Below are 26,228 nucleotides of genomic sequence, written 5' to 3'. Positions count from 1 at the left end.
CCATGACGGCACCAGCGAGTCTGGGTGGAATGGCTTACCGGTACTTGGCGTCCGCCTCCTTGTTGGCTGCAATCTCTTTCTCGTACCGATCACCGACGGCCAGCAGCATGTCCTTCGTGAAGTACAGGTCGCCGCGCTTCTCGCCGTGGTATTCGAAGATGTGCGTCTCGACGATCGAGTCGACCGGGCAGCTTTCCTCGCAGAAGCCGCAGAAGATGCACTTGGTCAGATCGATGTCGTAGCGCGTGGTGCGGCGGCTGCCGTCATCCTTGCGCTCGCCGGCCTCGATCGTGATGGCCATTGCCGGGCAGACCGCTTCGCACAGCTTGCAGGCAATGCAGCGTTCCTCGCCGTTCTCGTAGCGGCGCAGCGCATGCAGGCCGCGGAAACGCGGGCTCAGCGGCGTCTTCTCTTCCGGGAACTGGACGGTGACCGTCTTCTGGAAGAAGTGACGACCCGTCAGCTTCATTCCCTTGAGCAGCTCCAGCAGCATGAAGCTGGAGACGAAATCCTTGACAGCAGACACGGTGTGCTTCCTTGCTGGCTCGATTTATTTCCAGATGTTCCAGGGCGACTGGATCCACAGACCCACCACCACCAGCCACACCAGCGTGAGCGGAATGAAGATCTTCCAGCCCAGACGCATGATCTGGTCGTAGCGGTAGCGCGGGAAGGTCGCACGCACCCACAGGAACATCGTGACCACCACGAAGGTCTTGATGCCCAGCCAGATCCAGCCCGGGATGAAGCTCAGGGCCGCGACCGGCGCATCCCAGCCCCCCAGGAACATCAGCACGGCCAGCATCGACACCAGGATCATGTTGGCGTACTCGGCCAGGAAGAACATCGCGAACGACATGCCCGAGTACTCGATCATGTGACCGGCGACGATTTCCGCCTCACCTTCCACCACGTCGAACGGGTGGCGGTTGGTCTCGGCCAGACCCGAGATGAAGTAGATGACGAAGATCGGCAGCAGCGGCAGCCAGTTCCAGGACAGGAAGTTCAGGCCCATGTCGGCGAACTGGCCCTTGGTCTGGCTGACGACGATGTCGCTCATGTTCAGGCTGCCGGCGACCATCAGCACCACGACGAAGCAGAAGCCCATCGCGATCTCGTAGCTGACCATCTGCGCCGAGGCGCGCATCGCGCCCAGGAAGGCGTACTTCGAGTTCGAGGCCCAGCCGGCGATGATCACGCCGTAGACCTCGAGCGAGGTGATCGCCATCAGGAACAGCAGGCCGGCGTTGACATTGGCCAGCGCGACCTCAGGTCCGAAAGGCACGACCGCCCAGGCGGCCAGCGCCGGCATGATGGTCATGATCGGGCCGAGGAAGAACAGGCCCTTGTTCGCGGCGGTCGGGGCGATGATCTCCTTGAAGATCAGCTTGACCGCATCGGCGATCGGGGTCAGCAGACCCATCGGGCCGACGCGGTTCGGGCCCGGACGCACCTGGGTGCGACCGATGGCCTTGCGCTCCCACAGCGTCAGATAGGCCACGCAGCCCAGCAGCGGCAGCAGCACCGCGACGATCTTCAGCAGGGTCCAGACGACGGGCCACGCACCTCCCAGGGTCGCGGCGCCGGTGGTTTGCAGGGTATCCAGCATCATCAGCTCTTTTCTGCGACGGCGACTCAGGCGCGCTCGAGGCTCACGGTGCCGAAGACGGCACCGAGCGCGGCGGTTTCAGGGCAACCGGCGCTGACGCGCACGGTGTCGGCGGCCAGCGTGGCATCGATGGCCACCGGCAGCACGACGCTGCCTTCGCCCTGCTTGACGCGGACCTTGGCACCGGTCTGCACGCCCAGCTTCGCGGCCAGTGCGGTGCCAATGGCCAGCAGCGGCGCGGCGGCATCGGCGGTGGCCTGCAGCGAGGGCGCGCGACGCACGACCGAATCGGTGGCGTAGAGCGGCACGTTGGCGATGCGCTGCAGACCCGCCGGGGCCGCGACCAGCTGCGGGGTGGCGCTGCTGGCGTTGGACAGGCGGGCCGACACCTTGGCGGCATCGTTCAGGCCGGCAGCGGCGCGCACGTCCTCGACCGATTCCTGCGTGAAGGCGTTCAGGCCCAGCAGATTGCCCAGCACGCGCAGCACCTTCCAGCCCGGACGGGTCTCGCCCAGCGGACGCACCACGCCGTGGAAGGACTGCACGCGGCCTTCGGCGTTGACGAAGCTGCCACCGGTCTCGGTGAACGGCGCGATCGGCAGGATCACGTCGGCGAACTCGACATTGGCCTGGAAGGGGCTGAAGGCGACGACCATCTCGGCCGCGGCCAGCGCCTTGGCGGCCTGGGCGGCGTTGGCCGCGTCCAGCACCAGCTCGGTGTTGAACAGCAGATAGGCCTTCAGCGGCTTGGCCAGCATCTCGGCGGCATTCAGGCCGCCCTGGCCCGGCAGCGCGCCGACCAGCTGGGCGCCGACTTGGTTGCCAGCATCACCCAGGAAGCCGCAGGACGCGCCGGTCTGCGCGGCGATCCAGTTGGCGATGGACAGCAGCTCGGCTGCCTGCGGGTGGGCGGAAGCCGCCTGACCCAGCAGCACCGCGCCCTTCGAGCCCGACAGCAGCGCCTCGGCGATGGCCTGGGCTTGTTCACCCGGCTGCACCGCCAGCGGCGCAGTCACGCCCTTGGCGGTGGCCACGGCGGCCGCGACCTCGATCAGCACCGACAGCCACTGCGACGGGGCCGCGACGATCTCCGCGCCGACCGGCAGCGCCCAGTCCTCGGCCTGCGCACCGATGCGCATGACCTGCGCGCCATGGCGAGCCGCCTGGCGCAGACGCTGCGCGAACAGCGGATGGTCCTTGCGCAGGAAGGAGCCGATGACCAGCGCACGGTCGACCGACGACAGCTCGGCGATCGGCAGGCCCAGCCAGCGCACCGCGCCGGCGTCCACGCGGAAGTCGCTCTGGCGCAGGCGGTGGTCGATGTTCTGGCTGCCCAGGCCGCGCACCAGCTGGCCCAGCAGGAAGAGTTCCTCGCTGGTGCTGGTGGCCGAGGCCAGCGCGCCGATCGAGGCGGCGCCATGCTGCGACTTGATGTTCTTCAGGCCGTTGGCGACATATTCCAGCGCGACCGTCCAGTCGACGTTCTTCCACTGGCCGCCCTGCTTGACCATCGGCTGGGTCAGGCGGGCATCGCTGTTCAGGGCCTCGTAGCTGAAGCGGTCGCGGTCGGCGATCCAGCACTCGTTGACGGCCTCGTTCTCCAGCGGCACGACGCGCAGCACCTTGTGGTTCTTGACCTGCACGATCAGGTTCGCGCCGGTCGAGTCATGGGGGCTCACGCTCTTGCGACGCGACAGCTCCCAGGTGCGGGCCGAGTAGCGGAAGGGCTTGCTGGTGAGCGCGCCGACCGGGCAGATGTCGATCATGTTGCCCGACAGCTCGGAGTCGACCGTGCCGTTGACGAAGGTGGTGATCTCCGAGTGCTCGCCCCGGTTGACCATGCCCAGCTCCATCTGGCCGGCGATCTCCTGGCCGAAGCGCACGCAGCGGGTGCACTGGATGCAGCGGCTCATCTCCTCCATCGAGATCAGCGGGCCGACCTCCTTGTGGAAGACGACGCGCTTCTCTTCCTCGTAGCGCGAGGCGCCCTTGCCGTAGCCGACCGCCATGTCCTGGAGCTGGCATTCACCGCCCTGGTCGCAGATCGGGCAGTCCAGCGGGTGGTTGATGAGGAGGAACTCCATCACCGACTGCTGGGCCTTGATCGCCTTGTCGCTCTTGGTGCGCACGATCATGCCCTGCGTCACCGGGGTTGCGCAGGCGGGCATCGGCTTCGGAGCCTTCTCCACGTCGACCAGGCACATGCGGCAGTTGGCCGCGATCGAGAGCTTCTTGTGATAGCAGAAGTGCGGAATCATCGTGCCCGCCTTCTCGGCCGCATGCATCACCATGCTGCCTTCGGGCACTTCCACCTTCTTGCCGTCGAGTTGGATTTCAACCATGTTCGTCTGCCCCGATCAGATCAGATGTACGACGGGACCTTGCAGGTCTTGTGTTCGATGTGGTGGGCAAACTCGTCGCGGAAGTGCTTGAGCATGCCGCGCACCGGCATCGCCGCGGCGTCGCCGAGCGCGCAGATGGTGCGGCCCATGATGTTCTCTGCGACGTTGTCGAGCAGCGCCAAGTCATCGGGACGACCGTGGCCGTGCTCGATGCGCTCGACCATCTTGAACAGCCAGCCGGTGCCCTCGCGGCACGGCGTGCACTGGCCGCAGGACTCGTGCGCGTAGAAGTAGGACAGGCGCAGCAGGCTCTTGACCATGCAGCGGGTCTCGTCCATCACGATGACCGCGCCCGAGCCCAGCATCGAGCCGGCCTTGGCGATGGAGTCATAGTCCATCGTGCAGGCCATCATGATGTCGGCCGGCAGCACCGGCGAGGACGAGCCGCCCGGAATCACCGCCTTGAGCTTCCTGCCGCCCTTGACGCCGCCCGCCAGCTCCAGCAGCTTGCTGAAGGGCGTGCCCATCGGGATCTCGTAGTTGCCGGGACGCTGCACGTCGCCGACCATCGAGAAGATCTTCGTGCCGCCGTTGTTCGGCTTGCCGCACTCGAGATAGGCCTGGCCGCCGTTGCGGATGATCCAGGGCACCGCCGCGAAGGTCTCGGTGTTGTTGATCGTCGTCGGCTTGCCGTAGACACCGAAGCTGGCCGGGAACGGCGGCTTGAAGCGCGGCTGGCCCTTCTTGCCTTCGATCGACTCGATCAGCGCGGTCTCTTCGCCGCAGATGTAGGCGCCGAAGCCGTGGTGCGCGTGCAGCTGGAAGCTGTGGCTCGAGCCCAGGATGTTGTTGCCCAGGTAGCCGGCCGCGCGGGCCTCTTCCAGCGCTTCCTCGAAGCGCTCGTAGACCTCGAAGATCTCGCCGTGCACATAGTTGTAGCCGACCGAGATGCCCATCGCGTAGGCCGCGATGATCATGCCCTCGATGACGATGTGCGGGTTGTACCGCATGATGTCGCGGTCCTTGCAGGTCCCCGGCTCACCTTCGTCGGTGTTGCAGACCAGGTACTTCTGCACCGGCAGCGCGCGCGGCATGAAGCTCCACTTCAGGCCGGTCGGGAAGCCTGCACCGCCGCGGCCGCGCAGGCCGGAGGCCTTGACCTCGGCAATGACCTGATCCTGGGTCAGACCGGCGCCGCCGTCCTTGCCCAGGATCTTCTTCAGGGCCTGATAGCCGCCACGGGCCTCGTAGTCCTTCAGGCGCCAGTTGCTGCCGTCCAGACCCGCATAGATCTGCGGGTTGATGTGGCGGTCATGGAAACAGGTTTCCAGGCCGGTGGCCTGGAACTTCGAGAGATCGAGCGCGAGCGTCATGGCCTGTCCACTCCGTTCAGTTCTTCTTTGCGGCCGCGGCAGCCGGCTTGGCGCTGGCACGCAGCACCTTCACCAGTTCCTTCAGGCGGTCGTCGCTCATGTAGCTGAGCATCTGGCGATCGTTGACCAGCATCACCGGCGCGTCGGCGCAGGCGCCCAGGCACTCGCACTTCTGCACGGTGAACACGCCGTCGGGCGTGGTGCCGCCGTCCTCGATGCCGAGTTCCTTGCACAGGTTCTCCAGCGCCTTCTGGCCGTCGCGCAGCTGGCACGGCAGGTTGGTGCAGACGTTCAGCTTGAACTGACCGACCGGACGCTGGTTGTACATGTTGTAGAAGGTCGTGACCTCGCGCACCGCGATCGGGGCCATGCCCAGATAGTCGGCGATGGCCTTCTCGGCCTCCGGCGAGACCCAGCCCTGCTCCTGCTGGGCGATCGACAGACACGCCATCACGGCCGACTGCTTCTGCTCGGCCGGGTACTTGGCAACTTCGCGCGCGAACCGCGCCAGGGTGGCTTCACTGAACATGGATGGTTCTCAGCGGACTTCAGTGATCTTCGGACTCAGCGGTCGATCTCGCCGAACACGACGTCCATCGTGCCGATGATGGCGACCGCGTCGGCGATCATGTGGCCGCGCGACATCTCGTCGAGCGCCGCCAGATGCACATAGCCGGGCGGGCGGATCTTCATGCGGTAGGGCTTGTTGGCCCCGTCGCTGATCAGGTAGATGCCGAACTCGCCCTTCGGGTGCTCGACCGCCGCGTAGGCCTCGCCCTCGGGGACGTGGAAGCCTTCGGAGAAGAGCTTGAAGTGGTGGATCAGCTCTTCCATCGAGGTCTTCATCTCGACGCGCGAAGGCGGGGCCACCTTGTGGTTGTCGGTGATGACCGGACCGGGGTTCTTGCGCAGCCAGTCGACGCACTGCTGGATGATGCGGTTGCTTTGCCGCATTTCCTCGACGCGCACCAGGTAGCGGTCGTAGGTGTCGCCGTTCACGCCCACCGGGATGTCGAACTGCATGCGGTCGTAGACATCGTAGGGCTGCGTCTTGCGCAGATCCCAGGCGATGCCCGAGCCGCGCAGCATCGCGCCGGTCAGACCCAGGTTGAGCGCACGCTCCGGACTCACCACGCCGATGCCGACGGTGCGCTGCTTCCAGATGCGGTTGTCGGTCAGCAGCGTCTCGTACTCGTCGACCAGCTTCGGGAAGCGGCGCACGAAGTCCTCGATGAAGTCAAGCATCGAGCCCTGGCGGTTCTCGTTGAGCTTGGCCATCGCCTTGGCGTTGCGGATCTTGCTGTGCTTGTACTGAGGCATCGAGTCCGGCAGGTCGCGGTAGACGCCACCCGGACGGAAATAGGCCGCATGCATGCGCGCGCCCGACACCGCCTCGTACATGTCGAAGAGGTCCTCGCGCTCGCGGAAGCAGTAGATCAGCATGTTCATCGCGCCGCAGTCCATGCCGTGGCAGCCCAGCCACAGCAGATGGTTCAGCAGGCGGGTGATCTCGCTGAACATCACGCGGATGTACTGCGCACGCTCCGGCACCTCGATGCCGAGCAGCTTCTCGATCGCCAGGCAGTACGCATGCTCGTTGCACATCATCGACACGTAGTCGAGACGGTCCATGTACGGCAGCGACTGGATGAAGGTCTTGTGCTCGGCCAGCTTCTCGGTGGCGCGGTGCAGCAGACCGATGTGCGGGTCCGCACGCTGGATGACTTCGCCGTCGAGCTCCAGCACCAGGCGCAGCACGCCGTGGGCCGCCGGGTGCTGCGGACCGAAGTTCAGGGTGTAGTTCTTGATCTCAGCCATGGCTCATCAAACCTCTGGTGCCGCGCCGCTCAGTGCAGACCGCCGTAGTTGTCTTCGCGGATGACGCGCGGGGTGATCTCGCGCGGCTCGATCGTCACCGGCTGGTAGATCACGCGCTTCTGCTCGGGGTCGTAGCGCATCTCGACATGGCCGGTGACCGGGAAGTCCTTGCGCATCGGGTGACCGATGAAGCCGTAGTCGGTCAGGATGCGGCGCAGATCCTCATGGCCTTCGAAGACGATGCCGTACAGATCGAAGGCCTCGCGCTCGAACCAGTTGGCGGCCGTCCACAGCGGCGTGACCGCGGCCACGACCGGAAAGTCGTCGTCGGTCGCGAACACCTTGATGCGAAGACGCCAGTTCTTGCTGACCGACAGCAGGTGCGAGACCACCGCATAGCGCAGGCCGTCGTATTCACCGTCGCGGTAGGTGCTGTAGTCCACGCCGCACAGGTCGATCAGCTGCTCGAAGGCCAGGTCCGGATGATCGCGCAGCGTCTTGCAGACGGCGAAGTAGTCGCCCGCCTTGACGGTGATCGTGAGCTCGCCGCGTGCGCGGACCAGCCTGGTCACGCGATCGCCGAGAATGCGCTCGAGCGCGGCCTGCAGGGTGTCGAGTTTCTGGGTCATGTCGATTTCCCTTGGCGATCAGCGCGCGATGGTGTTCTCGCGGCGGATCTTGGCCTGCAGCTGCAGGATGCCGTAGAGCAGCGCCTCGGCGGTCGGCGGGCAGCCCGGAACGTAGACGTCGACCGGCACGACCCGATCGCAGCCGCGCACGACCGAGTAGCTGTAGTGGTAGTAGCCGCCACCGTTGGCACAGGAGCCCATCGACAGCACCCAGCGCGGCTCGGCCATCTGGTCGTAGACCTTGCGCAGCGCCGGCGCCATCTTGTTGCACAGCGTGCCGGCGACGATCATCAGGTCGGACTGCCGCGGACTCGGCCGGAACAGCATGCCGAAGCGGTCGATGTCGTAGCGGGACGCACCCGCATGCATCATCTCGACGGCGCAGCACGCCAGACCGAAAGTCATCGGCCAGAGGGAACCAGTCTTCGACCAGTTGATCAGAGCATCGACACTCGTCGTGACGAAGCCTTCTTTCAAAACGCCTTCAATGCCCATCGTGTTCTTCCGTGGCTCTTGCGGTGATCGATCGATTGTCGTACCGGGAGAAAACTCACTCCCAGTCGAGGGCGCCCTTCTTCCATTCGTAGACAAACCCGACGACCAGGATGCCCAGGAAGATCATCATCGCCCAGAAGCCTGTCGCGCCGATTTCACGCAGCGACACCGCCCAGGGGAACAGGAAGGCGATCTCGAGGTCGAACAGGATGAAGAGGATCGCGACGAGGTAGTAGCGCACGTCGAACTTCATGCGCGCATCCTCGAAGGCCTCGAAGCCGCACTCGTAGGGAGAGTTCTTGGCCGGGTCGGGGCGATGCGGGCCGAGCAGCGCACCGAGGATCTGAGGGGCAACGCCGACACCGATGCCGACGAGGATGAACAGAATGACGGGGAGATATTGTTCCAGGTTCATGTCGGTCGGCTCGGCAGATCCTCGTGCGGCAAAAATAAAGCGCGCTGTCATGGAAGACACCGGAGTGTCCTACCGAATGCTCAGCGCGCCCACCTGTTCCCTGTGCTTTGCCAGGGCGCCGGATCGATTGCCGCATGAGGAATCGATCCACGTGTCACTTGATTTATGGTGCCGTCGGCGAGACTCGAACTCGCACAGCTTTCGCCACTACCCCCTCAAGATAGCGTGTCTACCAATTTCACCACGACGGCATCGGGTTGTTGATCGTGCTTCACGATCCTGCCGGAAGATCCATCAAGAAGATGCTGGATTATCCGGCAGCTGCTGCGACTGATTTGCTTGAGGTTTGCTCTTCAGCACAGACATGAATTCTAGCGTGGCTCAGGGTTTATCTCAAGCCCCTGCCACTCTTGCCGTGACGATCTCGAGAGTGTGTATCGAATTCACCACTTCGATGAATCCAGTCACCACCCCCGAGAACGCACAGGGCACGGCTCAGCGCGAGGCCGGGGCGGAGGCCGCCGGAGCGACCAGGCCCGGGATCTGTGCCGCGGCCGGAGCAGCGGAGGCCGGTGCACTGGCCGCCACCGGCGCGGCGGCACGGTCAAGAATGCTGCTGCCGGAGTCTTGCGGACGCAGGTTGCCGAAGTAGGCCAGCGCCAGGGTGCACAGGAAGAACACCGTGGCGGCAATCGCGGTCGAGCGCGACAGGAAGTTGGCACTGCCGGTCGCACCGAACAGGCTGCCCGAGGCGCCGCCGCCGAAGGAGGCGCCCATGTCGGCACCCTTGCCCTGCTGGACCAGCACCAGCCCGATCATCGCCACCGCTGCCGCCATCTGCAGCAGCAGCACGATATTCATCATCACTTGCATCGAGAAGACTCCGAGAAAGACCGCTGAAGCGCGCCCCGTGCGCGGCCATCAGCCTGCGGCCCGCGCGATGGCGACGAAATCCGCCGCCTTCAGCGCTGCACCGCCGATCAGGCCGCCATCGATGTCGGCCTGGGAAAAAAGGATCGCGGCATTGTCAGGCTTGACGCTGCCGCCATAGAGCAGCTTCATGTCCGCCGCCCGCGCGGTGGCCGCAGCCAGCTGCGCGCGCAGCACCGCATGGACCGCCTGCGCCTGCTCGGGCGAGGCGGTGCGGCCGGTACCGATCGCCCAGACCGGCTCGTAGGCGACGACGATCTCGCCGATGCACTGGCCCAGCGTGTGGATCACCGCCGAGAGCTGGCGCTTGACGACCGCTTCGGTTTCGCCGGCCTCGCGCTGTGCCAGCGTCTCGCCGACGCAGACGATCGGGGTCAGGCCCTTGGACAGGGCCGCCTGGGCCTTGTCGGCGACCTGCTGGTCGGTCTCGCCGTGGTAGGCCCGACGCTCCGAGTGGCCGACGATCGCGAAGCGGCAGCCGAACTCCTGCAGCATCGCCGCCGAGACCTCGCCGGTGTAGGCGCCCTGCGCGTGCGCCGAGACATCCTGCGCGCCCCAGGCCACGCCGCTGTTGGCCAGCGTCACCGCGACCTCGGACAGGTAGGGGAACGGCGCGCAGACCGCCACATCGGCCGCCGCGAACGGACGCGCGGCCAGGATGCCCTGCAGCAGCTCGGCGTTGGCGGCATGGCTGCCATGCATCTTCCAGTTGCCCACCACCAGTTTGCGACGTGTCGTCATCTTCAGTCCCTATCGATATCGAGTTGAGAAATCCGGAATGCGTCAGGCCGGGAGCGCGTCCCAGCGCAGCACGATCTTGCCGACATGCTGGTTCGACTCCATCAGCGCATGGGCGGCGGCGGCCTCGGCCGCCGGCATCACCGCATGGATGACCGGGCGAATGCGGCGCGAGGCCAGCAGCGGCCAGACCTGGCGGCGCAGCGCCGCGGCGATCTCGCCCTTGAAGGCGACCGAGCGCGGACGCAGCGTGGAGCCGGTCACCGTCAAACGACGGCGCAACACCAGACCGGCGTCGAGCTGTGCCTTCGTGCCGCCCTGCACCGCGATGATGACCAGGCGACCGTCCTCGGCCAGGCAGGCGACCTCGCGCGCGACATAGTCGCCCGCGACCATGTCGAGAATGACGTCGACGCCGCGGCCACCCGTCAGGCGCAGCGCCTCGGCCTGGAAGTCGGCCGTGCGGTAGTTGATCGCATGGTCGGCGCCCAGCGCCAGGCAAGCCTGGCACTTGTCGTCGCTGCCGGCGGTGGCGATGACCGTGGCCCCGAAGGCCTTGGCCAGCTGGATCGCGGTCACGCCGATGCCGCTGGTTCCACCCTGGACCAGGAAGGTCTCGCCGGGCTGCAGCCCGCCGCGCATGAAGACGTTCGACCAGACGGTGAAGAAGGTCTCCGGCAGGCTGGCCGCCTCCAGATCGGACAGGCCGTCCGGCACCGGCAGGCACTGCACCGCCGGCGTCACGCACAGCTCGGCATAGCCGCCGCCCGGCGTCAGCGCACACACGCGCTGGCCGATCGACAGGCCGGCCGCGGCCATCGCGGCGGCGTCGCCATCCACGATGACGCCCGCCACCTCCAGACCCGGCAGGTCGGAGGCACCCGGCGGCGGCGGATACAGCCCCTTGCGCTGCAGCACATCCGGACGGTTGACGCCACTGGCGGCCACGCGGATCAGCACCTCGCCTGCACCCGGAACCGGGTCGGGGCGCAGGCCCTGCACCAGCACCTCGGGGGCGCCGGGGCGCGTGATCTCGATGGCCTTCATCGCGTCATCCTCCGTGCGTCTGGCTGCAGCGTCTCAGGCCCGCATCACTGCTGCTGCTGTTGCTGCTGCTCGGCCGGCGCATCGGCGGCGCCCGGCGCAGCGCCCTGCTCGCCACGCGGCGGACGCTCGGCGCGCTCGCCACGGTCAGCACGATCGCCCCGATCACGGCGCGGGCCACGATCGCCACGCTCCGGGCGGTCGCCATACTCGCGGCGCGGGGCGCGCTCGAAACGCTCCTCTTCCATGCCTTCCGGACGCTCGATCAGGGCCTTCATCGACAGCTTGATGCGGCCCTTCTCGTCGGTCTCCAGCACCTTGACCTTGACGATCTGGCCTTCCGACAGGAAGTCGGTGACCTTCTCGACGCGCTGGTGCGCGATCTGGCTGATGTGCAGCAGGCCGTCCTTGCCCGGCAGGATGTTGATCAGCGCGCCGAAGTCCAGGATCTTGGTGACCGGGCCTTCATAGACCTTGCCGATCTCGGCCTCGGCGGTGATGTCGGCGATGCGCTTCTTGGCCTCCTCGGCCTTGACCGCGTCGGTCGAGGCGATGGTGATGGTGCCGTCCTCGCCGATGTCGATCTGGCAGCCGGTCTCCTCGGTCAGCGCGCGGATGACCGAGCCGCCCTTGCCGATCACGTCGCGGATCTTCTCCGGATTGATCTTCATGGTGTAGAGGCGCGGCGCGAACTCGGACACTTCGGTGTTGGCGCCCGACACGGCCTCGGTCATCTTGCCCAGGATGTGCAGACGGGCTTCCTTGGCCTGGGCCAGCGCGACCTGCATGATCTCCGGGGTGATGCCCTGGATCTTGATGTCCATCTGCAGCGCGGTCACGCCGGCGGTGGTGCCGGCCACCTTGAAGTCCATGTCGCCGAGGTGGTCCTCGTCGCCCAGGATGTCGGTCAGGACGGCGAACTTGTTGCCTTCCTTGATCAGGCCCATCGCGATGCCGGCGACATGCGCCTTCATCGGCACGCCGGCGTCCATCATCGCCAGGCAGCCGCCGCAGACCGAAGCCATCGACGACGAGCCGTTGGACTCGGTGATCTCCGAGACGACGCGGATGGTGTAGGCGAAGTCTTCCTTGTTCGGCAGCAGCGGCACCAGCGCGCGCTTGGCCAGACGGCCGTGACCGGTCTCGCGGCGCTTGGTCGAGCCCATGCGGCCCACTTCGCCGGTAGCGAACGGGGGCATGTTGTAGTGGAACAGGAAGGTGTCGCGGAACTCGCCGGCCAGCGCGTCGATGCGCTGCGCGTCCTGGTCGGTGCCCAGGGTCGCGACGACCAGCGCCTGCGTCTCGCCACGGGTGAACAGCGCCGAGCCGTGGGTGCGCGGCAGCACGCCGGTGCGGATCTCGATCGGGCGCACGGTGCGGGTGTCGCGGCCGTCGATGCGCGGCTCGCCGGCCAGGATCTGACCACGGACGGTCTTGGCTTCCAGCTCGAACAGCAGGTTGTCGACCTCGACGCCGTCGAACTCGACGCCGGCGGCGGTCAGCGCGGCCTTGGTCTCGGCGTAGGCGGTGCGGCAGGCCTGGGTGCGGGCCTGCTTGGAGCGGATCTGGTAGGCAGCCTGGATCCTGGCCAGACCGAATTCCTCGACCTTGGCGATCAGCGGCTCGTTCTTGGCCGGCGGGGTCCACAGACCGGACTCGATCCAGTCGGGCTTGCCGGCGTCACGCACCAGATCGTTGATCGCGGCGATCGCCACCTTGGCCTGGGCGTGGCCGAAGCTCACGCCGCCCAGCATCACCTCTTCCGACAGCTGGTCGGCCTCGGACTCGACCATCAGCACGGCGGCCTCGGTGCCGGCGACCACCAGGTCCAGCTTGGAGGACTTCAGCTGCGTCGGACCGGGGTTGAGCACGTACTCGCCGTTGACATAGCCCACGCGCGCGGCGCCGACCGGGCCGTTGAACGGGATGCCCGAGATCGCCAGCGCGGCGCTGGAGCCGATCAGGGCGGCGATGTCGGCCGAGACCTCCGGGTTCAGCGACAGCAGGTGCACGACGACATGCACCTCGTTGTAGAAGCCTTCCGGGAACAGCGGGCGCAGCGGGCGGTCGATGAGGCGGCTGGTCAGCACCTCCAGCTCGGAGGGCTTGGCCTCGCGCTTGAAGAAGCTGCCCGGGATCTTGCCGGCGGCGTAGGTCTTCTCGATGTAGTCGACGGTCAGCGGGAAGAAGTCCTGGCCCGGCTTGGCGCCCTTGGCGCCGACCACGGTGGCCAGCACCACGGTGTCGTCGATGTTGACGATGACGGCGCCGGAGGCCTGGCGCGAAACCTCGCCGGTTTCCAGCGTGACGGTGTGCTGACCCCAGGTGAAGGTCTTGGTGACTTTGTTGAACAGGCTCATGGAGGGGATTTCCGTGTGAGGGTCCCGGTCACCGCGGCTGGGATGCCATTCCACCGGGGCCGCAGGCCGCTGGCGCGACCCCGGTGGAATGACACAGCAGCGCCCACGCGCGACCGAAGGGACTGATGAGGAACTGGGAAGAGGGACGTCGGGAATTCAGAAAAACAAAGAGCCTGTGCTGGCTGATCCAGACAGGCTCTTCGCATGCATGCGCAGATTACTTGCGCAGGCCCAGCTTCTGGATCAGCGCGACATAGCGGTCGGCGTCCTTGGCCTTCAGGTAGTCCAGCAGCTTGCGACGGCGGCTGACCATGCGCAGCAGGCCGCGACGACCGTGGTGGTCCTTCTTGTTGGCCTTGAAGTGCGGGGTCAGGTGGTTGATGCGCGCGGTCAGCAGCGCGACCTGGACTTCAGGAGAGCCGGTGTCGGCCACGCCGCGGGCGTTGGCGGCGACGATCTCGGCCTTGTTGATTTCGGACATGTGCGTTTCCTTCGGTTCCGGATTGATGGTTTGACTTGCGGTCGCGGATGGAACCGATCCGCGCCGTGTGGTCTTCGCCAGTCTGGCGACCGGCGAAGCCCGCCATTATAGCGCCAAGGCCTGCGCGAGCCGATCGACGCCGGCGAGCAGCCGCTGCGGCTGGCGTGACGCGAAGCACCACCGCAGCCAGCCCTCGCCCTCCGGCCCGAAGGCCGAGCCCGGCGCCAGACCCAGGCCGTGCTCGGCCACCAGGCGGCGCGCCAGCGCCAGCGAGTCGGGCTCGCCCTCGATGCGCAGGAAGGCGTACATCGCGCCGTCGGGGCGTGCGACCTCGACGCGGGGCAGCGCCTGCAGCGCGTCGACCAGCGTGTCGCGGCACAGCCGCAGCCGCGACTGCAGCGCCGGCACCGCCTCGGGCGCGGCCGCCAGCGCCGCCAGCCCGGCGCGCTGCACGAAGACCGGCGCGCAGGAGGTGTTGAACTCGATCAGCTTGGCGATGTGCGGCATCAGCGCCTCGGGCGCGATCAGGCTGCCCAGGCGCCAGCCGGTCATCAGGAAGCTCTTCGAGAAGCTGTGGATGACGATCAGCCGATCGTCGGGCGCGGCGATGTCGAGAAAGCTCGGCGCGCACAGCCGCGCCGCCTCGCCCGAGCCGGCGGGCGGCGGATCCTGCGGGTAATGCAGCCGCTCGTAGACCTCGTCGGCGACGATCCAGGTGCCGGTGCGACGGCAGTGCGCCAGCAGCGCCTGCTGCTCGGCGCGGCTCATCGTCCAGCCGGTCGGGTTGTTCGGTGCATTGACGATCAGCACCCGCGTGGCCGGCGTGACGGCGGCGAGCAGCGCATCCAGATCAAGCGACCAGACGCCGCCGGCGCCCGGCTGCAGGCTCACCCGGCGCACCCGCGCGCCCAGGATCGCCGGCTGCGCGGCCAGATTGGGCCAGACCGGCACGACCACCACCACCTCGTCGCCGGCCTCGACCAGCGCCTGCTGCGCCAGCATCAGCGCGCTGACGCCCGAGGACGTCACCGCGACCCGCTCCGGCCCGATCGGCACCGGCGGCGCATGCAGCCGCGAGACCTGCGCAGCCAGCGCCGCGCGCAGCTCCGGCAGGCCGAGGTTGGGTGAATAGAAAGTCTCGCCCGCCTCGATCGAGGTGACGGCCGCATCGCGCACCGGCACCGGCGTGATCTCGTCGCTCTCGCCGAACCAGAAGGCCAGCACGTCGGAGCGGCCCAGGCCGGCATCGGCGACCTCGCGGATGCGCGAGGCGGGAAGGTCGGCGATCAGCGCGCGCATCAGGGCTCCCGACGGGAAATTTCAGATGGGGGCCATCTTGCACGAATGCGGCTGCGCCGTCTGATCCGGCTCGAGATAGCGCACGGTGCGGAAGCCGTAGCCGCTGCCCTCGACATCGAAGCGCACGCCCTCGCTGCCGGCCTTCTGCATCGTGCTGACATAGAGCGGCTGGATGAACTGGTGGTCGGCGGCGCGCATCCGGCCCGCGCCCAGGCCGCCGAGCGCCCGGCCGTCGAAGCGCGCGCCCGACAGCGCACGCGCGACCGCGGTCGCGTCCAGCGAGCCGGCGCGCTCGATCGCCTGCGCCAGCATCTCGACCATCACCTGCATGCGCAGGTGCAGATAGTCGTCCTGCGGCTTCGGGAAGCGCTGGCGGAAGGATCGCACCAGCGCCTCGGAGGCCTTGTCGCCGGCATTCGGATGCCACTCCGCCACCGCGAGCACCCGCCCTGCCCCGCTCTCGCCCAGCGTGGCCGGCACGCCCAGCGCATTGCCGTAGAAGGTGTAGAACCTGCCCTCGAAGCCGACATCGCGCGCGGCCTTGATCAGCAGCGTCAGGTCATTGCCCCAGTTGCCGGTCAGCACCGCCTGCGCGCCGCTGGCCTTGATCTTGGTCGCGTAGGGCAGGAAGTCCTTGATGCGGCCGACCGGATGCAGCTCCTCGCCGGCGATGCGGATGTCGGGCCGGCGCGCGGCGATCATCTCGCGCCCCCTTTTCAGCACATGCTGGCCGAAGCTGTAGTCCTGGCCGATCAGGTAGATGCTGCGCAGCGCGCTGTCCTGCTGCAGCACATCGACCAGCGCCGACAGGCGCATGTCGGCATGCGCGTCGAAGCGGAAATGCCAGGGGCTGCACTTCTCGTTGGTCAGCACCGGATCGACCGCGGCGTAGTTGAGGAACAGCGCGCGACGCTGGGGCTCGCGGGCGTTGTGGCGGTTGAGCGCCTCGACCAGCGCAGCCGCCACCGCCGAGCTGTTGCCCTGCATCACCACCGGCACGGCCTGGTCGGTGGCCGCGCGCAGCAGCGCCAGCGCCTCCTCGGTCGAGCCCTTGCTGTCCATGCGCACCAGCTCCAGCGGGCGCGCGCCGCCCGGCAGCTTCACGCCACCACGGGCATTGACCCGCTCGATCGCCCAGCCCAGATTGCGCGCCACCGCCTCGCCGGCATTGGCGAACGGGCCCGACAGGCCCTCGATCAGCGCCAGCCGCACCGGCTCGGCGGCCTGGGCCACGGCACACAGGCCGAGCAGCGCACCGGCCAGAGCAGCGCGCACAACGACATTCAGACGGAAATTCATCCTGGACATCAGAAACAGAGGCGGATCAGACGCTGGCCAGATCCCAGCGCGGGCGGACATCGAAGTCGTACTGGCGCCGCGCCTCGGCCTGGCCGGACTGCAGCCGCATCGCTGCGGCCAGCGCGATCATCGCGCCGTTGTCGGTGCACAGATGCAGCTCGGGATAGTGCACCCGCACGCCGCGGCGGCGGCACTGCGCGTCCAGATCGGCGCGCAGCTGGCGGTTGGCGCCGACGCCGCCGGCCACCACCAGGCGCTTCAGCCCGGTCTGCTTCAGCGCCAGCAGCGACTTGGCCACCAGCACCTCGACGATCGCCGCCTGGGTCGAGGCGGCCAGATCGGCGCGCTCCTGCGCATGGCCGTCGCCGGCCGCGTCCTCGCCGGCATCGATCTTCGCCAGCTGGGTCCAGACGGCCGTCTTCAGCCCGGCAAACGAGAAGTCGAGCAGATCGCCGCGCAGCAGCGGCCGCGGCAGCCGGTAGGCCTGCGGATCGCCCTGCTCGGCCAGCCGCGCCAGCGCCGGCCCGCCGGGATAGCCCAGGCCGAGCATCTTGGCCGACTTGTCGAAGGCCTCGCCGGCCGCATCGTCGATGGTCTCGCCGAGCAGCTGGTAACGGCCGACGCCGTCGACCCGCATCAGCTGGGTGTGCCCGCCCGAGACCAGCAGCGCGACGAACGGAAACCCCGGCGGATCGGCCGAGAGGAAGGGCGACAGCAGATGGCCCTCGAGGTGATGCACGCCCAGCACCGGCCGGTCCAGCGCCATCGCCAGCGCGCAGGCCGCGCCGGTGCCCACCAGCAGCGCGCCGGCCAGGCCGGGCCCGCGGGTGTGCGCGACGACATCGACCGCCTCCAGCCCGAGGCCGGCGCCGGCCAGCGTCTCGCGCAGCAGCGGCACGACGCGGCGGATGTGATCGCGCGAGGCCAGCTCCGGCACCACGCCGCCGTAGGCCTGGTGCATGTCGATCTGGCTGTGCAGCGCATGCGCGAGCAGCCGCGGCGCGGCCGCGCCCGTCACGCCCTCGGGCAGCTCGACCAGCGCCACGCCGGTCTCGTCGCAGGAAGACTCGATGCCCAGCACGCGAAGCGGAGCGGCACTCATGCGCGCCTCCCGGCCCAGGCCCAGATCAAGGCGCCGGCCACCATCATCGGCACGCACAGCCACTGGCCCATGCTGAGGTTCAGCGCCAGCAGGCCCAGGAAGCTGTCGGGCTCGCGGAAATACTCGGCGATGAAGCGGAACAGCCCGTAGCCGATCAGGAACAGGCCCGAGACCCGGCCCCAGACCGCCGTGCCGTCGGCGCGGTGGTGCGCGCCGTGACTGCGGCCATACAGCCACAGGATGACGAACAGCAGCAGCCCCTCCAGCAGGAACTGGTAGATCTGCGAGGGATGGCGGGCCAGCTCGCTGCCCGACTGCGGAAAGACCATCGCCCAGGGCAGCGACGCATCGGCCGCGCGGCCCCAGAGCTCGCCGTTGATGAAGTTGCCCAGCCGGCCGCAGGCCAGCCCGGTCGGCACGCAGGTCGCGACCAGGTCGGTGACCTCGAAGAATCCGCGCTTGCGCACCCAGGCGAACACCGCCATCGCGGCGATCACGCCCAGCAGGCCGCCATGAAAGGCCATGCCGCCCTTCCAGACCGCGAACACCTCCATCGGGTGGGCCAGATAGTGCGCCGGCTTGTAGAACAGCACATAGCCCAGGCGCCCGCCCAGGATGACGCCGACGATGCCGTAGAACAGCAGGTCCTCGACCTCGCGCGGGGTCCAGCCGCGTGCGGCATAGACCGGTTGAAGAATGCGGCGGGTGGCCAGCCAGTAGAACAGGCCGAAGGCGGCCAGATAGGTCAGACCGTACCAGTGGACCTGGACGGGGCCGAGCGCAAGCGCGACCGGATCGAACTGAGGATGGATCAGCATGGCGCGGATGATAAGGGCCGGAACCTGCCGGTGCCTTGCATCCGCCCGCAGAGCCTGCGCAGCGCGCGCCTCAGTGGCGCCGGCCGAGCGAGGCGATGGTCGAGCGCCGACGTGCCTGCCGGCGTGCCTCGTGGCGCTGCTCCTCGAGACGCCGGGTGCGTCCGCTCAGGTCGGAGAACCACCACCAGAGCGGCGCCAGCGCCAGCGGCGCGATCACCAGCCACCAGTCCCAGCCGGAGACCGGCGCCAGGCCCAGGGCCTTCAGCGCGATCAGGGCCAGGCCGAGAATCATCAGTGCCATCTTGTTCTCCCTTGTGCAACGCCAGTGCAGGATCCGTCGCCTGAGCGTGTTGCCCAGTTGACCAGCATAGGCTCGGAAGTCTGAATTCTCCGGGGCTGCATCAAGGCATGTCAGCGTGCCGGCTTCTAGAATCGTTGTGGATGCGACGAAGCGGTTGCATTTCAGGACCGTCTTCACGCCTGGTTTCCCGTTCGCCTGCCATTTTCCCCAACCCACCCTCAGACAGGAACTCCCGATGAAGCCTCTGTTCGCCCTCGCCGCCCTGGCCGCCGTCACGCTGACCAGCCCGGCCTTCGCCAGCGCCGATCTGGCCGCCAAGAAGAACTGCATGGCCTGCCATGCGGTCGACAAGAAGCTGGTCGGTCCGGCCTACAAGGATGTCGCCGCCAAGTACAAGGGCGACAAGACGGCCGCCGCCAAGCTGGCCGACAAGATCGTCAAGGGCGGCGTCGGCGTCTGGGGCCAGATCCCGATGCCGGCCAACAACGTCACCCCGGACGAGGCCAAGGCGCTGGCCGCCTGGGTGCTGAGCACGAAGTGAGCCGGATCGCGGGCTGAACCGATGCGCTGATGCGCCGACGACAGCTCGACGGACAGCTCGACGAAACGAAAAAGCCCCGCGATGCGGGGCTTTGTGCTTTCCGGCCCGCGTCACACGGGCCGGGCGGGCTGGGGCGTCAGATCAGTACGCCTGACCCAGCTGACCCAGGATCGCCGGATTCTCCAGCGTCGAGGTGTCCTGCGTGATGGCCTCGCCCTTGGCCAGCGAGCGCAGCAGGCGGCGCATGATCTTGCCCGAGCGGGTCTTGGGCAGGTTCTCGCCGAAGCGGATGTCCTTGGGCTTGGCGATCGGACCGATCTCGCGGCCGACATGGTCGCGCAGCTGCTTGGCGATGGCCTTGGCCTCGTCGCCCGAGGGCAACGGACGCTTGAGCACGACGAAGGCGCAGACCGCCTCGCCGGTGGTCTCGTCCGGACGGCCGACGACCGCGGCCTCGGCGACCAGCTCGGTGCAGCTCACCAGCGCCGACTCGATCTCCATCGTGCCCATGCGGTGGCCCGACACGTTCAGGACGTCGTCGATGCGGCCGGTGATGGTGAAGTAGCCGGTCTTGGCGTCGCGGATCGCGCCGTCGCCCGCCAGGTAGAGCTGGCCCTTGAAGTCTTCCGGGTAGTAGGACTTCTTGAAGCGCTCCGGGTCGCCCCAGATGGTGCGGATCATCGACGGCCAGGGCTTCTTGCAGACCAGGATGCCGCCCTTGCCCCAGGGCAGCTCGTTGCCGGTCTCGTCGACCACCGCGAACTGGATGCCCGGGAAGGGCAGCGTGCACGAGCCCGGCACCATCGGCGTGGCACCCGGCAGCGGGGTGATCATGTGGCCGCCGGTCTCGGTCTGCCAGAAGGTGTCGACGATCGGGCAGCGGCTGCCGCCGACGTGCTGGTAGTACCACTCCCAGGCGGCCGGATTGATCGGCTCGCCCACCGAGCCCAGCAGGCGCAGGCTGGAGAGGTCGTAGCTCTTCGGGTGGACGGCGTCGTTCGACTCGGCGGCCTTGATCAGCGAGCGGATCGCGGTCGGCGCGGTGTAGAAGATCGAGACCTTGTGGTCCTGGATCATCTTCCAGAAGCGGCCGGCGTCCGGGTAGGTCGGCACGCCTTCGAACACGATCTCGGTGCCGCCCAGCGCGAGCGGGCCGTAGGTGATGTAGGTGTGGCCGGTGACCCAGCCAATGTCGGCGGTGCACCAGAAGACATCGTCCTGCTTCAGGTCGAAGGTCCACTTGCAGGTCAGCGCCGCGTGCAGCAGGTAGCCGCCGGTGCAGTGCTGCACGCCCTTGGGCTTGCCGGTCGAGCCCGAGGTGTAGAGCAGGAACAGCGGATGCTCGGCATCGACCCATTCCGGCTCGCAGGTGTCGGGCTGGCTGGCGACCAGCTCGTGCATCCACACATCGCGGCCGTCCTTCATCGTGACGGCGGCGTCGGCGCGATTGACCACCAGCACCTTCTCGATCTTCTCGCAGCCCGGCATCGCCAGCGCCTCGTCGACGATCGCCTTCAGCGGCAGCTTCTTGCCGCCGCGCACCTGGCAGTCGGCGGTGATGACCGCCTTGGCGCCGGTGTCCTCGATGCGGTCGCGCAAGCTTTGCGCCGAGAAGCCGCCGAACACCACCGAGTGGGTCGCGCCGATGCGGGCGCAGGCCTGCATCGCCGCCACGCCGTCGATCGACATCGCGATGTAGATGACGACGCGGTCGCCCTTGCCGATGCCCAGGCTCTTCAGGCCGTTGGCGATGCGGCAGGTCCTGGCCAGCAGCTCGCTGTAGCTGACCTTGGTGACTTCGCCGCCGTCGGCCTCGAAGATGATGGCGGTCTTGTCGCCCAGGCCGCGCTCGACGTTGCGGTCCAGGCAGTTGTAGGAGGCGTTCAGCGTGCCGTCCTCGAACCACTTGAAGAACGGCGCCTCGGCCTGGTTCAGCGTCTTGGTGAACGGCGTCTTCCAGCTGATCAGCTCGCGGGCCAGATCGGCCCAGTAACCTTCGTAATCCGCTTCGGCCTTGGCGCACAGCGCCTCGTAGGCGGCCATGCCGGAAACCGCAGCGTTGGCGACAAAGGCCTCGGACGGCTGATAGATCTTGGTATCGGGGGTATTCTCGGCTTGGGTCACGCGTGTCTCCTGCGGTGAAAAAGTGCCGGACCTGACAGTAGGCAGGGGCTCTTACGAAGCCCTTACTTTGCAAATCCCGTTCCCGCCGTGTTAGCCCCGATGTACAAGGCCGCGCACGGCGATGCGCTTCATCCTGACACGCCTACCCGCCTAGAATCCGCTGGTTTTCCCTGAATTCACCGCGACACACCGATCCCTGGATGCTGTCGGTCGTCACTGCAATTCATGGCACAACCCCAGGACAAACCCTGATCGACAGATTGGCCACGCGGCCTGACCTCGCCCGTTCCCTTTTCCTTCACGTCGCTTCGCGCTCGCTCATGCCCCACAAGAATCCCTCCGAGTTCTCCCGCTCCGGCAGCAATCCGCTGTCGCGCCTGATCTTCGCCAGCCGCTGGCTGCAGCTGCCGCTCTACCTCGGCCTGATCCTGGCCCAGGGCGTCTACGTGTTCCAGTTCTGGAAGGAGCTGGTCCATCTGATCGAGGCGGCCTTCGGCAACCAGCACGCGCTCGACATCCTGGTGCAGAGCATCGGCTACAAGAGCAATGCGCCGGTCACCGGCCTGAACGAGACCGTCATCATGCTGGTGGTGCTCGGCCTGATCGACGTGGTGATGATCTCCAACCTGCTGATCATGGTGATCGTCGGCGGCTACGAGACCTTCGTGTCGCGGCTGAACCTGGAGGGCCATCCGGACCAGCCGGAGTGGCTCGACCATGTCAACGCCTCGGTGCTGAAGGTCAAGCTGGCCACCGCGATCATCGGCATCAGCTCGATCCATCTGCTCAAGACCTTCATCAACGCCGAGAACTACAGCGACAAGGTGCTGCTGTGGCAGACGGTGATCCATGTGGCCTTCCTGTTCTCGGCCATCGCGATCGCCACCGCCGACCGGATCATGCATCCGGTGCCGGCCGCGCCGCACGGCGGCGCGGGCCACTGAGGCCGCCCAGGCCCAGGCCGCGGCGACCCGCTCAGGGCGCCCGGACGGCCAATGCCGTGCCCGACGGCGCCGCCGGGCAGCTGGCCTCGGCCTGACCGGCCAGCACCGGCCGGAGCAGCGGCGCCATCGACTTCAGGATCTGCGTCGGCAGCGCGCTGGTGAACTTGTAGCCACCGGCCTCGGGCCCGAGCACGAAGGCGGTCAGCGTGCCGAAATGGCGCGGCCCCAGATAGAACACGAAGGTCGCGGTGCGGCTGGTGACCCGGGAAGCGGCCAGGCCGCCACCACGGGTGTAGGTGTTGAGGCGGTTGTCGCCGGTGCCGGTCTTGCCGCCGATCGGCAGCGGCGCCTGCCCGTCAACATCCAGCACGCCCTTGAGCCGCCGTGCGGTGCCTTCGCTGACCACCAGACCCAGCGCGCGGCGCAGCGTGGCCGCCACCTCCGGCGCCATCACCTGCTCGCCCGCCGAGGGTGCGCGCCGCAGCGCCGCCTCGTAGGGCGAACCCGCGGCGAAATGCAGCCGGTCGATGTGCACGGTCGGCAGCCGCAGGCCATCGTTGACGATGATGCCCATCAGCTCGGCCAGCGCCGCCGGCCGGTCGCCGGAGCTGCCGATGGAGGTGGCATAGGACGGCACCAGCGTGTCGAAGGGGAAGCCCACCTTCTTCCACTGCGCATGGATCTTCGCGAAGGCCTCGGCCTCCAGCAGCTGCAGGATGCGGCTGTTCTGGCCACGCCGGGCCTTGCTGCGCATCAGCCAGGCATAGGACTGCTCGCGCTCGGTCGCGCCGGCGTCGAGCACCTGCGCCAGCTCGGCCTGCGGATGCTGGCGCAGATAGGACGCCACCCACAGCTCCAGCGGATGCAGCCGCGCCAGGTAGCCGCGGTCGGCCAACGAGTAGTTGCCCGGCGCGTGGCGCTTGTAGAGCGTCTCGAGGTAGTCGTCGGCCAGCGCCGCCCCCGGCAGGTGACGGCGGATGTAGGCGGAGAAGTCGGCCTGCGAGCCCTCCGGCTCGACCGAGCGGTAGATCACCGCCAGCCGCGGCGCGGTGCGGTTGACGCTCTCGGCCAGACGGTCGAGCACCTCGGCCGGCGTCTTGCCATGGTGGCGCTGGTAGAACTTGCGCATGAACTGCCGCCCTTCCTTGTTGATGAAGAGCTTGAGCAGTTCCTGGCGGCGCGGGTTGTCGTCGTCGCCCTCGAGGATGTCGCTGGCATCGCTCGAGGCGTGGTACATGTGGTGGTAGACGATGTCGCGCATCAGCCGGATGAAGGGCAGATTGAGCGAATCGCGCAGCGACTCGTGCAGCGTCGCCAGCCGGCCGTTGTCGGCGGCGTTGAAGTTGGAGAAGGTGTGCGCGCCGCCGCCGGTGAAGAAGCGCTCGCCGGGACTGGCGGAATAGCGGCGCTGCATCGCCGCCTCGAGCATCGTCGCCAGCGAGCGGTCCTCGGTGCTCGACAGCCAGTCGATCGCCCAGCGGCTCAGCCGGTCCTTCGCGCCGACCTCGACCTCGGCGAGCTGCGCGCGCTTCATGCCGGCGTATTCACGGTGCAGCTCGGCGATGATGTCCAGATAGGTCGCCAGCGTGCGCAGCTTGGCGGTCGAGCCCAGCTCGAGCTTCGCGCTGCCGTTGATGTCGAAGGGCTGGTCGAGGTTGTCGGTCTGCACCCGCACGAAGTTGGCGCCCTCGCCCCGCTCGTAGAGCGTGAAGCTGTAGAGCAGCTTCGACGGGTCGCCCTTCTCCAGCAGCTGGAAGCCCAGCAGGCCGGCCTCGCGGGCGAAGGCCGGATCGCGCAGCCGGTGCAGCCGCTCGGTGATCTCGCGCTGCAGATGGCCGTCGAGCGGACTCGAGGCGCTCAGGTCGAAGCGGTCGAGCTCGTACAGGCGCGGGGTGTTCAGCAGCCCCGACAGCTGCACCCGCAGCAGCGAGGAGGCATTGCGCTCGCCGAACTCCAGGTTCGGGATCGCGCCGGCATGGGCGTGCTGCACCTGCAGCGGCGCGGCCAGCGCCGCATCGCGCAGACCCGGGCCGATGATGCCCTCGGCCGCGAGCAGGCGCAGATAGCTGGCGGTCATCGCCATCAGCTGCTCGTGGCCCGGGCCGAAATAATGCGCCGGGCGGCGCTGCGCGATCAGCAGGCTGAGCATGCGGCGCAGCGCCAGGCCGCGCTCGGCCAGGCCCTCGGCCTGGTCGGAGGGCTGGGCCAGCAGCCGGTTGCTGGCCTCGACATCCGCGCCGTACCAGGCCTGCAGGCCGTCGTTGACGCCATGCACCTCGCCCCAGCCGCGCTGCGCGCCCAGCGGCAGGCTGTTGAGATAGTCGAGCAGGATGCGCCGGCGCGCCGCCACCGTGTTCTCGCCGTCGCGGTAGGCCCGCACCGAGGCCGAGACCATCTGCAGATACTTGTCATGCGCCGAGGCGGTGCGCCCCTCCGGCGAATGGCGGAACTTCTCGGTCTGCGTCGCCAGCGTGCTGCCGCCGGCGGCGGCATGGTCATCGTCGGCGACCGCGATGACCTGATCGACCACCGCCTTGCCCAGCCGGGTCCACTCGATGGCCGGGTTGTGAAGCGGCTCGCTCTCGTCGAGCACCTCGCGGTTCTCGATGAAGCCGAGCATGCGTGCGACCACCGGTGGCACCTGCGCCTCGCCGGCATAGGTGTGCAGCGGAAAGCGCGAGCGAAACAGCGGCTCGCCGCGGCAGTCCAGCACCCGCAGCCCGGCCTGCGTCCGCTCCGGATAGGGCGGGAAGAAGCCGCGGTCCATGAAGTCCTGCAGCGCGGGCGACTGCTGCGCCTGCGCGGTCAGCACATAGCCGCGTCCGGCCAGACTGTCGAGAAACTCGGGCATGCGGGTGTAGCCCATGCGGATGTCGCTCGGCCCGGTGCGCGGATAGCGGCTGGCGGTGGCCGGCTCGGTGCGAACCTGATGATCGAGCTGCGCCGCCCAGTCGGCGAAGAAGCGTGCCTGCAGCGTCGAGGTGCGCATCTCCCACATCGCCACATGCGTCAGGCCGGCCAGCACCACCGCCGCGGTGCCCCAGCGCGCCAGGATGCCCGGCCAGCGGCGCCCGGACGGGGCCGGAGCCGGTACCAGGGCGGGCGCTGCCTCGCCAGCGTCAGGAGAACGGGAGCTGTCGTCTTCGCCTGGAGTCATGAGAGATGCATCGCAGGGATGCCATTCGCACAAGAGGATTGCCGGAACAAGAGCAGGAACGAGCCCCGCTCCCGCGTATTCCGTGAACCAGAACACGCTGGACCAGCATACCTGAGTACTTTTTGGAACCACGGGGTGAAGAGCCCCCCGAAAGCCGCGTTTCAGATCCGGAACCGTCCGCTTTTTCGGGATCGATCCGGGATCGATCCGGGATGGATCCGGGATGGATCTGGGATGGATCCGAAATCCATCCGAGGCCGGTCCGGAATCGACCGCAGCCGGCTTGAGTAAACTCGCCGGTCTGACCGGACCCCGCCCGGCGATGCCCGAGCGTGTCGCCGACTGTGCCAGATTGATGCAAGTCGGATGGCGCAGGATCGCGGCCCAGTCGATGCCAGCCCGTCACCCC

General features: G+C 67.8%; 23 protein-coding genes and 1 tRNA gene. 2 read left to right on the top strand and 22 right to left on the bottom strand.

Annotation, left to right across the window (positions count from 1 at the left end; all coding sequences use genetic code 11):
- Positions 1 to 34 precede the first annotated feature (34 nt).
- The 20 genes from nuoI to HZU84_RS01830 all read right to left on the bottom strand — a co-directional run bounded on the left by nuoI (position 35) and on the right by HZU84_RS01830 (position 19,053).
- On the bottom strand, positions 35 to 526 hold the full coding sequence (gene nuoI, locus HZU84_RS01925) for an NADH-quinone oxidoreductase subunit NuoI (RefSeq protein ID WP_256365849.1): 492 nt from the start codon (positions 524 to 526) through the stop codon (positions 35 to 37).
- A 24-nt stretch (positions 527 to 550) separates the two neighbouring features.
- Positions 551 to 1,609, bottom strand: a complete 1,059-nt coding sequence (gene nuoH / locus HZU84_RS01920; protein WP_149505271.1) for an NADH-quinone oxidoreductase subunit NuoH — start codon at positions 1,607 to 1,609, stop codon at positions 551 to 553.
- A 26-nt stretch (positions 1,610 to 1,635) separates the two neighbouring features.
- Positions 1,636 to 3,951 carry an NADH-quinone oxidoreductase subunit NuoG gene (gene nuoG / locus HZU84_RS01915; RefSeq protein ID WP_149503924.1) on the bottom strand — a complete coding sequence of 772 codons (2,316 nt, stop codon included), beginning with the start codon at positions 3,949 to 3,951 and terminating at the stop codon, positions 1,636 to 1,638.
- A gap of 20 nt (positions 3,952 to 3,971) precedes the next feature.
- Positions 3,972 to 5,324 carry an NADH-quinone oxidoreductase subunit NuoF gene (gene nuoF / locus HZU84_RS01910; protein ID WP_149503925.1) on the bottom strand — a complete coding sequence of 451 codons (1,353 nt, stop codon included), beginning with the start codon at positions 5,322 to 5,324 and terminating at the stop codon, positions 3,972 to 3,974.
- A 16-nt stretch (positions 5,325 to 5,340) separates the two neighbouring features.
- Entirely contained in the window at positions 5,341 to 5,853 is a 513-nt protein-coding gene (nuoE, locus tag HZU84_RS01905; RefSeq protein WP_149503926.1) for an NADH-quinone oxidoreductase subunit NuoE, read from the bottom strand.
- Positions 5,854 to 5,888: 35 nt separating this feature from the next.
- Positions 5,889 to 7,142, bottom strand: coding sequence for an NADH-quinone oxidoreductase subunit D (locus tag HZU84_RS01900; protein WP_149503927.1), 1,254 nt, complete (start codon positions 7,140 to 7,142; stop codon positions 5,889 to 5,891).
- Between the two features lie 29 nt (positions 7,143 to 7,171).
- Positions 7,172 to 7,771, bottom strand: a complete 600-nt coding sequence (locus HZU84_RS01895) for an NADH-quinone oxidoreductase subunit C (RefSeq protein ID WP_149503928.1) — start codon at positions 7,769 to 7,771, stop codon at positions 7,172 to 7,174.
- Positions 7,772 to 7,789: 18 nt separating this feature from the next.
- Positions 7,790 to 8,266, bottom strand: a complete 477-nt coding sequence (locus HZU84_RS01890) for a NuoB/complex I 20 kDa subunit family protein (protein WP_037482740.1) — start codon at positions 8,264 to 8,266, stop codon at positions 7,790 to 7,792.
- Positions 8,267 to 8,321: 55 nt separating this feature from the next.
- Positions 8,322 to 8,681: an NADH-quinone oxidoreductase subunit A gene (locus HZU84_RS01885; RefSeq protein ID WP_037482741.1), complete on the bottom strand. Its 360-nt coding sequence runs from the start codon at positions 8,679 to 8,681 to the stop codon at positions 8,322 to 8,324.
- Between the two features lie 166 nt (positions 8,682 to 8,847).
- A tRNA-Leu gene (locus tag HZU84_RS01880) sits at positions 8,848 to 8,932 on the bottom strand.
- A 244-nt stretch (positions 8,933 to 9,176) separates the two neighbouring features.
- Complete coding sequence (gene secG / locus HZU84_RS01875) at positions 9,177 to 9,554, bottom strand: preprotein translocase subunit SecG (protein WP_149503929.1); 378 nt, start codon at positions 9,552 to 9,554, stop codon at positions 9,177 to 9,179.
- A gap of 48 nt (positions 9,555 to 9,602) precedes the next feature.
- Positions 9,603 to 10,352, bottom strand: coding sequence for a triose-phosphate isomerase (gene tpiA / locus HZU84_RS01870; protein WP_037482745.1), 750 nt, complete (start codon positions 10,350 to 10,352; stop codon positions 9,603 to 9,605).
- A gap of 42 nt (positions 10,353 to 10,394) precedes the next feature.
- On the bottom strand, positions 10,395 to 11,396 hold the full coding sequence (locus HZU84_RS01865) for an NAD(P)H-quinone oxidoreductase (RefSeq protein ID WP_149503930.1): 1,002 nt from the start codon (positions 11,394 to 11,396) through the stop codon (positions 10,395 to 10,397).
- Between the two features lie 44 nt (positions 11,397 to 11,440).
- Positions 11,441 to 13,753, bottom strand: a complete 2,313-nt coding sequence (gene pnp / locus HZU84_RS01860; RefSeq protein ID WP_149503931.1) for a polyribonucleotide nucleotidyltransferase — start codon at positions 13,751 to 13,753, stop codon at positions 11,441 to 11,443.
- A gap of 217 nt (positions 13,754 to 13,970) precedes the next feature.
- On the bottom strand, positions 13,971 to 14,234 hold the full coding sequence (gene rpsO, locus HZU84_RS01855; RefSeq protein WP_149503932.1) for a 30S ribosomal protein S15: 264 nt from the start codon (positions 14,232 to 14,234) through the stop codon (positions 13,971 to 13,973).
- 105 nt (positions 14,235 to 14,339) lie between these two features.
- Positions 14,340 to 15,533 (bottom strand): pyridoxal phosphate-dependent aminotransferase, encoded by a 1,194-nt coding sequence (locus tag HZU84_RS01850; RefSeq protein ID WP_149503933.1) that lies wholly within the window; start codon positions 15,531 to 15,533, stop codon positions 14,340 to 14,342.
- A gap of 21 nt (positions 15,534 to 15,554) precedes the next feature.
- Positions 15,555 to 16,832: a branched-chain amino acid ABC transporter substrate-binding protein gene (locus HZU84_RS01845; RefSeq protein WP_149503934.1), complete on the bottom strand. Its 1,278-nt coding sequence runs from the start codon at positions 16,830 to 16,832 to the stop codon at positions 15,555 to 15,557.
- 25 nt (positions 16,833 to 16,857) lie between these two features.
- Positions 16,858 to 17,934: a tRNA (adenosine(37)-N6)-threonylcarbamoyltransferase complex transferase subunit TsaD gene (gene tsaD, locus HZU84_RS01840; protein WP_149503935.1), complete on the bottom strand. Its 1,077-nt coding sequence runs from the start codon at positions 17,932 to 17,934 to the stop codon at positions 16,858 to 16,860.
- Entirely contained in the window at positions 17,931 to 18,752 is an 822-nt protein-coding gene (gene lgt / locus HZU84_RS01835; RefSeq protein WP_149503936.1) for a prolipoprotein diacylglyceryl transferase, read from the bottom strand. The genes tsaD and lgt overlap by 4 nt, the downstream gene beginning before the upstream one ends.
- A gap of 70 nt (positions 18,753 to 18,822) precedes the next feature.
- Positions 18,823 to 19,053, bottom strand: coding sequence for a TIGR04438 family Trp-rich protein (locus HZU84_RS01830; RefSeq protein ID WP_180692750.1), 231 nt, complete (start codon positions 19,051 to 19,053; stop codon positions 18,823 to 18,825).
- Positions 19,054 to 19,288: 235 nt separating this feature from the next.
- On the opposite strand from HZU84_RS01830, the gene HZU84_RS01825 reads away from it, so the two are divergent.
- The gene (locus HZU84_RS01825; RefSeq protein ID WP_149503938.1) at positions 19,289 to 19,594 is read left to right on the top strand and encodes a c-type cytochrome; all 306 of its coding nucleotides are present in this window, start codon (positions 19,289 to 19,291) and stop codon (positions 19,592 to 19,594) included.
- Positions 19,595 to 19,735: 141 nt separating this feature from the next.
- Here the strand turns inward: HZU84_RS01825 and acs are convergent, their stop codons facing one another.
- Positions 19,736 to 21,685, bottom strand: a complete 1,950-nt coding sequence (gene acs, locus HZU84_RS01820) for an acetate--CoA ligase (protein ID WP_375139014.1) — start codon at positions 21,683 to 21,685, stop codon at positions 19,736 to 19,738.
- A gap of 353 nt (positions 21,686 to 22,038) precedes the next feature.
- On the opposite strand from acs, the gene HZU84_RS01815 reads away from it, so the two are divergent.
- Positions 22,039 to 22,662 (top strand): TIGR00645 family protein, encoded by a 624-nt coding sequence (locus HZU84_RS01815; protein WP_149503940.1) that lies wholly within the window; start codon positions 22,039 to 22,041, stop codon positions 22,660 to 22,662.
- Positions 22,663 to 22,693: 31 nt separating this feature from the next.
- Here the strand turns inward: HZU84_RS01815 and HZU84_RS01810 are convergent, their stop codons facing one another.
- Positions 22,694 to 25,819 (bottom strand): transglycosylase domain-containing protein, encoded by a 3,126-nt coding sequence (locus HZU84_RS01810; protein WP_149503941.1) that lies wholly within the window; start codon positions 25,817 to 25,819, stop codon positions 22,694 to 22,696.
- Positions 25,820 to 26,228 lie beyond the last annotated feature (409 nt).

The sequence above is a fragment of the Sphaerotilus sulfidivorans genome (assembly GCF_013426975.1).
Lineage (GTDB): Bacteria > Pseudomonadota > Gammaproteobacteria > Burkholderiales > Burkholderiaceae_C > Sphaerotilus > Sphaerotilus sulfidivorans.
The sequence above is the reverse complement of the archived record's forward strand: the minus strand, read 5'-3'. Positions and strand labels throughout refer to the sequence as shown.